Source organism: Streptococcus mitis (genome assembly GCF_005844455.1).
Taxonomy (GTDB): Bacteria; Bacillota; Bacilli; order Lactobacillales; family Streptococcaceae; genus Streptococcus; species Streptococcus mitis_BF.
This window is the reverse complement of the sequence record NZ_SPGF01000076.1, coordinates 1-7,201: the sequence shown is the minus strand read 5'-3', so window position 1 is coordinate 7,201 and position 7,201 is coordinate 1. Positions and strand designations below refer to the sequence as shown.

5 protein-coding genes are annotated in these 7,201 nt (G+C 43.5%); all 5 read left to right on the top strand.

Annotated elements, in window-relative coordinates; all coding sequences use genetic code 11:
- Window positions 1–205: 205 nt before the first annotated feature.
- The 5 genes from FGQ53_RS10700 (at window position 206) to FGQ53_RS10675 (ending at window position 7,048) form a co-directional block, all read left to right on the top strand.
- Window positions 206–1,492, top strand: coding sequence for a homoserine dehydrogenase (locus tag FGQ53_RS10700; RefSeq protein WP_138338683.1), 1,287 nt, complete (start codon window positions 206–208; stop codon window positions 1,490–1,492).
- 1 nt (window position 1,493) lies between these two features.
- Window positions 1,494–2,363 carry a homoserine kinase gene (thrB, locus tag FGQ53_RS10695; protein WP_138338680.1) on the top strand — a complete coding sequence of 290 codons (870 nt, stop codon included), beginning with the start codon at window positions 1,494–1,496 and terminating at the stop codon, window positions 2,361–2,363.
- A gap of 212 nt (window positions 2,364–2,575) precedes the next feature.
- Window positions 2,576–3,514, top strand: a complete 939-nt coding sequence (gene msrB, locus FGQ53_RS10685; protein ID WP_138338678.1) for a peptide-methionine (R)-S-oxide reductase MsrB — start codon at window positions 2,576–2,578, stop codon at window positions 3,512–3,514.
- A 59-nt stretch (window positions 3,515–3,573) separates the two neighbouring features.
- A complete protein-coding gene (locus FGQ53_RS10680) occupies window positions 3,574–5,298 on the top strand; it encodes an ABC transporter ATP-binding protein (protein WP_138338674.1) in 1,725 nt (574 codons plus the stop codon).
- A gap of 1 nt (window position 5,299) precedes the next feature.
- Window positions 5,300–7,048, top strand: coding sequence for an ABC transporter ATP-binding protein (locus FGQ53_RS10675; protein ID WP_138338671.1), 1,749 nt, complete (start codon window positions 5,300–5,302; stop codon window positions 7,046–7,048).
- The last annotated feature ends 153 nt before the right edge of the window (window positions 7,049–7,201 follow it).

The window sequence follows — 7,201 nt, the reverse complement described above, 5'->3', positions numbered from 1 at the left end:
TGTTTTGTTCTTATTTTAATTATAAACCATGACATAAGAAAACGAGCATCTCTAACTACGGAAATGCTCGTTTTTTTGATAGTTAGAAGTGGGTTTTTGCCCAACCTCTTTTTCTTTTCTAGATTGAAATAGTGATTTACTATAATAGGAATTTTCACAAAATTCTGTTATAATGGCTATATTAGAAAATTTCGAGGAGACAAACATGACAGTTAAAATTGCTTTACTAGGATTTGGTACCGTTGCAAGTGGCGTGCCTTTCCTCCTAAAGGAAAATGGAGAAAAAATCAATCAATCAGCACATTCAGAGATTGAAGTTGCCAAGGTATTGGTCAAAGATGAAGATGAAAAGAATCGCTTGCTTGCAGCAGGGAATGACTTTAACTTTGTAACCAATGTGGATGATATTTTGTCAGATCAAGACATTACAATCGTAGTGGAATTGATGGGACGTATCGAACCAGCTAAAACCTTTATCACTCGTGCCTTGGAAGCTGGGAAACACGTTGTTACTGCTAATAAGGATCTTTTGGCTGTCCATGGTGCAGAATTGTTAGAAATTGCTAAAGCTAACAAGGTAGCACTTTACTACGAAGCAGCAGTAGCTGGTGGGATTCCAATTCTTCGCACTCTAGCAAATTCCTTGGCTTCTGATAAAATCACGCGCGTTCTTGGTGTGGTTAACGGAACTTCCAACTTCATGATGACCAAGATGGTAGAAGAAGGCTGGTCTTACGATGATGCTCTGGCGGAAGCACAAAGACTAGGTTTTGCAGAAAGTGACCCTACAAATGACGTGGATGGGATCGATGCAGCCTACAAGATGGTGATTTTGAGCCAATTTGCCTTTGGCATGAAGGTTGCCTTCGATGACGTAGCCCACAAGGGAATTCGCAACATCACGCCAGAAGACGTAGCTGTAGCACAAAATCTTGGCTATGTAGTGAAATTGGTTGGTTCTATCGAGGAAACTCCTTCAGGTATTGCTGCAGAAGTAACTCCAACCTTCCTTCCCAAAGCACACCCACTTGCTAGCGTGAATGGCGTGATGAATGCTGTCTTTGTAGAATCTATCGGCATCGGTGAGTCTATGTACTACGGACCAGGTGCGGGTCAAAAACCAACTGCAACAAGTGTCGTAGCAGATATTGTCCGTATCGTTCGTCGCTTGAATGATGGTACCATTGGTAAAGACTTCAATGAATACAGCCGTGACCTAGTCTTGGCAAATCCAGAAGATGTTAAATCAAATTACTATTTCTCAATCTTGGCACCAGACTCAAAAGGTCAGGTCTTGAAACTTGCTGAGATTTTCAACGCTCAAGATATTTCCTTCAAACAAATCCTCCAAGATGGCAAAGAGGGTGACAAGGCGCGTGTTGTTATCATTACACACAAGATTAATAAAGCCCAGCTTGAAAATGTCTCAGCTGAATTGAAGAAGGTTTCAGAATTTGACCTCTTGAATACCTTCAAGGTGCTAGGAGAATAAGATGAAAATTATTGTACCTGCAACCAGTGCCAATATTGGGCCAGGTTTTGACTCGGTCGGTGTAGCTGTAACCAAGTATCTTCAAATTGAGGTCTGCGAAGAACGAGATGAGTGGCTGATTGAACACCAGATTGGTAAATGGATTCCACATGACGAGCGTAATCTCATGCTCAAAATCGCTTTGCAAATTGTACCAGATTTGCAACCAAGACGTTTGAAAATGACCAGTGATGTTCCCTTGGCGCGTGGTTTGGGTTCTTCTAGCTCGGTGATTGTTGCTGGGATTGAACTAGCCAACCAACTGGGTCAGCTCAACTTGTCAGACCATGAAAAATTACAGTTGGCGACCAAGATTGAAGGACATCCAGACAATGTGGCTCCAGCCATTTATGGTAATCTAGTTATTGCAAGTTCTGTTGAAGGGCAAGTCTCTGCGATTGTGGCAGACTTCCCAGAGTGTGATTTTCTAGCTTACATTCCTAACTATGAATTACGCACTCGCGATAGCCGTGGTGTCTTGCCTAAAAAATTGTCCTACAAGGAAGCTGTCGCTGCTAGTTCTATCGCCAATGTGGCGGTTGCGGCTTTGTTAGCAGGAGATATGGTGACGGCTGGGCAAGCAATCGAGGGAGACCTCTTCCACGAACGTTACCGTCAGGACTTGGTGAGAGAATTTGCTACGATTAAGCAAGTAGCCAAAGAGAATGGTGCCTATGCAACCTATCTCTCTGGTGCCGGACCGACAGTTATGGTCTTGGCTTCTCATGACAAGATGCCAACGATTAAGGCAGAATTGGAAAAGCAACCTTTCAAAGGAAAACTGCATGATTTGAAAGTTGATACCCAAGGTGTCCGTGTCCAAGTAAAATAAAGAATAGATGATAGGATGGGGGAACTCTCGACCAGAGGGCTTCCTATCCTTTTTTTGAAAAGAAGTTTATACTCAATGAAAATCAAAGAGCAAACTAGGAAGCTAGCCGCAGGCTGCTCAAAACACTGTTTTGAGGTTGTGGATGAAGCTGACGCGGTTTGAAGAGATTTTCGAAGAGTATTAGTTACAAACTTGATAAAGGAGAAACGAAGATGGCAGAAATTTATCTAGCAGGCGGTTGTTTTTGGGGCCTAGAGGAATATTTTTCACGAATTTCTGGAGTGCTAGCAACCAGTGTTGGCTACGCTAATGGGCAAGTCGAAACGACCAATTACCAGCTGCTCGAGGAAACAGACCATGCAGAGACTGTTCAAGTGATGTATGATGAGAAAGCAGTGTCACTCAGAGAGATTTTACTTTATTATTTCCGAGTCATCGATCCTTTATCGATTAATCAACAAGGGAATGACCGTGGTCGCCAATATCGAACAGGAATCTATTATCAGAATGAAGCAGATCTGCCCATTATCTACACAGTGGTGCAGGAGCAGGAGCGCATGTTGGGTCGAAAGATTGCAGTAGAAGTAGAGAAACTACGCCACTACATTCTGGCTGAAGACTACCACCAAGACTATCTTAAGAAAAATCCTTCAGGTTACTGCCATATTGATGTGATCGATGCTGATAAGCCATTGATTGACGCATCTAACTATGAAAAGCCTAGTCAAGAAGTGTTGAAGAAAAGCTTAACTGAAGAGTCTTATCGTGTTACCCAAGAAGCTGCTACAGAGGCTCCATTTACCAATGCCTATGACCAAACCTTTGAAGAAGGGATTTATGTAGACATTACGACGGGTGAGCCACTCTTTTTTGCCAAGGATAAGTTTGCCTCAGGTTGTGGTTGGCCAAGTTTTAGCCGTCCGATTTCTAAGGAGTTGATTCATTATTACAAAGACTTGAGTCATGGAATGGAGCGAATCGAGGTTCGTTCTCGGTCAGGAAATGCTCACTTAGGTCATGTTTTCACAGATGGACCGCGTAAGTTAGGTGGCCTCCGTTACTGTATCAATTCTGCATCCTTGCGCTTTGTAGCCAAGGATGAGATGGAAAAAGCAGGATATGGCTATCTATTACCTTACTTAAACAAATAAATCAGAGAGGGTGGGGCTTCCCACTTTCTTCATTTCCAGAATAAGAATAGAAGGGATTTATGAAACACTTACTATCTTACTTTAAACCCTACATCAAGGAATCGATTTTGGCACCCTTGTTCAAGCTACTAGAAGCTGTGTTTGAGCTCCTGGTTCCCATGGTGATTGCAGGGATTGTTGACCAATCCTTGCCCCAGAGAGATCAAGGGCATCTATGGATGCAGATTGGCCTACTCCTTATCTGTGCAGTGATTGGCGTTTTAGTGGCCTTGGTAGCTCAGTTTTATTCAGCCAAGGCTGCGGTTGGTTTTGCCAAAGAACTGACAAACGACCTTTATCGTCATATTCTTTCCTTGCCCAAGGATAGCAGAGACCGTCTGACAACTTCTAGCTTGGTGACTCGTTTGACTTCGGACACTTATCAGATTCAGACTGGGATCAATCAATTTCTGCGCCTCTTTTTGCGAGCGCCTATTATCGTTTTTGGGGCGATCTTTATGGCCTATCGAATTTCAGCTGAGCTGACTTTTTGGTTTTTAGTTATGGTTGTCATTTTGACAATCGTCATTGTAGGGCTCTCTCGACTGGTTAATCCTCTCTACAGTAGTCTCAGAAAGAAAACGGACCAACTGGTTCAGGAAACACGCCAGCAATTGCAAGGGATGCAGGTCATTCGTGCTTTTGGACAAGAAAAACGAGAATTGCATATTTTTCAAACCCTTAACCAAGTCTATGCGAGATTGCAAGAAAAGACGGGTTTCTGGTCTAGTTTGTTAACACCTCTGACCTATCTGATTGTCAATGGAACCCTTCTCGTCATCATCTGGCAGGGCTATATTTCAATTCAAGGAGGGGTACTCAGTCAGGGTGCTCTTATTGCGCTTATCAACTACCTCTTACAGATCTTGGTGGAATTGGTTAAGCTCGCCATGCTGATAAATTCTCTCAACCAGTCCTATATCTCAGCCAAGCGAATCGAGGAAGTCTTTGCTGAAGCTCCAGAAGATATCCATTCAGAGTTAGAACAAAAGCAAGCTACCAATGATCAGGCTTTACAAGTCCAAGAATTGACCTTTACCTATCTAGATGCGGCCCAACCTTCTCTGAGAGACATTTCCTTTGATATGAAGCAAGGGCAAATCCTTGGTATCATTGGGGGGACGGGTTCTGGTAAATCAAGCTTGGTGCAAGTCTTACTTGGACTTTATCCAGCAGACAAGGGAAGCATTGACCTTTATCGAAATGGACGTAGTCCTCGTAAACTTGAACAGTGGCGGTCTTGGATTGCCTATGTACCCCAAAAGGTCGAACTCTTTAAAGGAACTATTCGTTCCAACTTGACTTTGGGTTTAAATCAAGAAGTATCTGACCAAGAACTCTGGCAGGCCTTGGAGATTGCGCAAGCAAAGGATTTTGTCGGTGAAAAGGAAGGACTCTTGGATGCCACTGTTGAGGCAGGAGGTCGAAATTTCTCAGGTGGACAAAAACAAAGGCTGTCTATTGCACGAGCAGCCTTGCGCCAAGCTCCGTTCCTCATCCTAGATGATGCGACTTCGGCACTGGACACCATTACCGAGTCCAAGCTCTTGAAAGCTATTCGAGAAAATATGCCAAATACGAGCTTAATTTTGATTTCTCAACGGACTTCTACACTTCAGATGGCTGACCAAATTCTCCTCTTGGAAAAAGGTGAGTTACTAGCTATCGGCAAGCACGAGGATTTGATGAAGACTAGTCAAGTCTATCGTGAAATCAATGCATCCCAACATGGAAAGGAGGACTAGCATGGGACGACAAACTGCAAACCAGACGCTAAAACGTTTAGCCATAGATTTAGCCAGCCATCCTTTCCTCCTTTTCCTGACCTTTCTAGGAACTATTGCTCAGGTTGCCTTATCAATTTATTTACCTATTCTGATTGGGCAGGTCATCGACCAGGTCCTAGTGGCTGGTTCTTCACCAGTTTTTTGGCAGATTTTCCTCCAGATGATCTTGGTAGTCATAGGAAATACACTGGTGCAATGGGCCAATCCTCTTCTTTATAATCGTCTAATCTTCTCTTATACCAAAGACTTGCGAGAGCGAATCATCTATAAGCTCCATCGTTTACCGATTGCTTTTGTGGATCGGCAGGGGAGTGGAGAGATGGTTAGTCGTGTAACCACGGATATAGAACAGTTGGCAGCTGGTTTGACCATGATTTTTAACCAATTTTTCATTGGTGTTATGATGATTTTGGTTAGTATTCTAGCCATGCTTCAAATTCATCTCCTCATGACTCTCTTGGTCTTGCTGTTAACGCCACTGTCTATGGTTATTTCACGCTTCATTGCCAAACGATCTTATCATCTCTTCCAAAAGCAAACAGAGACGAGGGGGATTCAGACTCAGTTGATTGAAGAATCGCTTAGCCAGCAAACTATTATCCAGTCTTTCAATGCTCAGACAGAGTTTATCCAAAGACTGCACGAGGCGAATGGCAACTACGCAGGCTATTCTCAGTCAGCCATCTTTTATTCTTCAACGGTTAATCCTTCGACTCGCTTTGTTAATGCACTCATCTATGCTCTTCTTGCTGGAGTGGGAGCTTATCGTATCATGATGGGGTCCACCCTGACTATCGGTCGTTTAGTGACTTTTTTAAACTATGTCCAGCAGTACACCAAGCCCTTTAACGATATTTCTTCTGTTTTAGCCGAGTTGCAAAGTGCTCTCGCTTGCGCAGAGCGCGTCTATGCTGTCTTAGAAAGTCCTGAGGTTGCTGAAACAGGTAAGGAACTCTTGACCAGTGATCAAGTGAAGGGGGCTATTTCCTTTAAACATGTTTCTTTTGGATACAATCCTGAAAGGACCTTGATTAAGGACTTATCCATCGATATCCCAGCTGGCAGCAAGGTAGCCATCGTTGGTCCGACAGGTGCTGGAAAATCAACTCTTATCAATCTCCTCATGCGTTTTTATCCTATTAAGTCGGGAGATATCTTGCTGGATGGACGATCCATTTATGATTATACCCGAGCATCATTGAGACAGCAGTTTGGCATGGTGCTCCAAGAAACCTGGCTCAAGCAAGGGACCATTTATGACAATATTGCCTTTGGCAATCCTGAAGCCAGTCGAGAGCAGGTGATTGCTGCTGCCAAAGCTGCCAATGCAGACTTCTTTATCCAACAACTGCCGCAGGGCTATGATACCAAACTGGAAAATGCGGGTGAATCTCTCTCTGTCGGTCAGGCTCAGCTCTTGACCATTGCCCGTGTCTTTCTAGCTATTCCAAAGATTCTTATCTTAGACGAGGCGACTTCCTCCATCGATACACGAACAGAAGTGCTGGTTCAGGATGCCTTTGCTAAACTCATGAAGGGGCACACAAGTTTTATCATCGCCCACCGCTTGTCAACCATTCAGGATGCGGATTTGATTCTTGTCTTGGTGGATGGCGACATTGTTGAGTATGGGAACAATCAGGACCTCATGGCTAGAAAAGGCAAGTATTACCAAATGCAGCAAGCTGCAGCTTTTAGCTCTGAATAATCCATTCTCTTTTGAAATTTTATGGACGGAAAAAGTTGCCTTCGGGTCAATGTCATTAAGTTAAGAAATTCAAATATGGCGAATTTCAAGTTCAAGTTAGCCATCCAGAAGTCTTCTCTGGGTGACTTGTAGTTCAAGCATTTTTTAGGATAG